This is a genomic window from Primorskyibacter sedentarius (assembly GCF_004342065.1).
Classification (GTDB): domain Bacteria; phylum Pseudomonadota; class Alphaproteobacteria; order Rhodobacterales; family Rhodobacteraceae; genus Primorskyibacter; species Primorskyibacter sedentarius.
The window spans coordinates 1-1,831 of the sequence record NZ_SLZU01000071.1 but is presented as its reverse complement, the minus strand read 5'-3'; the positions used below and the strand labels follow the sequence as shown (position 1 = coordinate 1,831).

Sequence of the window (1,831 nt, the reverse complement as noted above, 5' to 3'; positions counted from 1 at the left end):
GCCCAGCAATGGGCAACCGTAATCGGCGCGCCGCCTTTGCGGGAGGGGCGCGTCAGCCGGTCATAACCGGTGTAGCCGTCGAGCTGCAGGATGCCGTCGAAGCCCTGCAGGATCTGCTCGGCATGCGCGCCTGCGCGGCTGGGCTGGTAGGTGAAGACCACGCCGGGTGGGTCACCGCCGCCCCATCCACGGTCATCGCGCGCCAAGGCCCAGAGGTAGCCGGTCCTGGTCCGGCCACGGCCCGGGTCAAGGACCGGGGCGGTGGTCTCGTCCATGAAGAGCTTGGTCGATCCCTTCTGACGTGCTCCCCTGAAATGTCCGGCGTTTTTGGTTAGCCTGTTCTCCAACTGAGGAGACAGACGATGAAGAGAAGCCGTTTCAGCGAAGAACAGATCATTGGGATATTGAAGGAGCATCAGGCTGGGCTTAGCGCGAAGGAGCTGTGCCGCAAGCACGGTGTCAGCGATGCCACGTTTTACAAATGGCGATCCAAATTTGGTGGTATGGAAGTACCTGCCGTGAAGAAGCTGAAGCTTCTTGAGGCGGAGAATGCCAAACTCAAGAAGTTGCTCGCGGCGCAGACGGGCTGGTCGCAGGGGCGGCCAGATAACAACACGAGCTCACAGCTCATTGTCTAGTCGGCCTGCCCGCTTCTTCGCACTCCGACGCCCCGATCCCGCAGAACCTGTTTAACATGACATATGGAGACAGGTGCCGAAATCGAAGCGCCAAAGTCAGCATGCCCGATAACAACGCAGCCGAACGAGCCGTCAAGCCAGTGGCAATCGGGCGCAAAAACTGGATGTTTGCAGGATCTCAAGGCGGCGGTAAGGCCATGGCCATCGCATATACCCTGATCGAAACCGCCAAACTGAACAAAGTCGATCCGCAGGCTTGGTTAACGTGGGTCCTGGGCCAAATCGCCGACCACAAGATCACACGCCTCGACGAGCTGACACCCTGGCGTTATGCTGCTCAAGCAGCATAACCGCGATTGAAGGCAACGTGCCAGAGCGCCTTCACCGGACGGGCACTTTATAGTCAGAGACTTAATGAGTTGACCAAGAGCGTCACCGACACCTGGAATGGAAGCCGCATGACGTTTAAGCGCATGTCAATAATCTTAGTTCCTATTGCAATATTCGTTTTTATATTCGCATCTTGGAACAATATTAGACCTGACGGTTGTCTATCTTCCTTAGACTCCGAATTTCCTGTCGGAGAAGACGCCCACGTCATCGTGCAAGAGCTAGAAAACCTCGGATTCGACTATACGCTGTACGAATATAGCTATGACAAATTTCGAGTGATTTCAGGAACCCCTTCTGTTTCTCCGCTTCCGACATTTCCTAGTGCGCCTGTCGAGTTAATGGACGACTGCAGTGAATCTGAATGCTCTTTCCTCAGAGCAAGTCGGCTGGAATATGTTTACCGTTTTGGTTTTTTGAGATTCCATCATACTTACCGATATCTCTGGATATTCCGCGAAAACAAACTTGTCGGGACGTCTCAAAACAACGGTTACTGGGGTTTCATATTATAATGGACAGGTGTTACGTAGCATTTAATTGCAAGATTGCGGCCGTTTCTAAAAAATTTGGCAGTTAACGATGAGATTCAGTGCGCCTCATTTTTCATATCAACTGCATTTGTTGCGGCGGTCCCGCCTTGCTGCCGGATCGAAGCGATCAAACTGAGTTGCTTGTTTCGGACATTCTCCATGGGTAATCGCTGTTTGGGCAGCGCGTGGCTTTCAGCTTGACGGCTTGAAGTTCCAGGGGAGCAGGTCGTCGATGCGGTTGTTTGGATGACCTGCCGCTATCGCTTCGAG

Annotated in this window: 3 pseudogenes; 2 read left to right on the top strand and 1 reads right to left on the bottom strand. The window is 53.8% G+C overall.

Annotated elements, in window-relative coordinates:
• A pseudogene (locus EDD52_RS23490) lies at positions 1-296 on the bottom strand (IS66 family transposase); the annotation flags it as partial.
• A gap of 66 nt (positions 297-362) precedes the next feature.
• Here EDD52_RS23490 and tnpA point away from each other — a divergent pair.
• Both tnpA and EDD52_RS23480 read left to right on the top strand, forming a co-directional pair.
• Positions 363-575 (top strand): annotated as a pseudogene (tnpA, locus tag EDD52_RS23485) (IS66 family insertion sequence element accessory protein TnpA); the annotation flags it as partial.
• Between the two features lie 173 nt (positions 576-748).
• Positions 749-988 (top strand): annotated as a pseudogene (locus EDD52_RS23480) (transposase domain-containing protein); the annotation flags it as partial.
• Between the last annotated feature and the right edge of the window lie 843 nt (positions 989-1,831).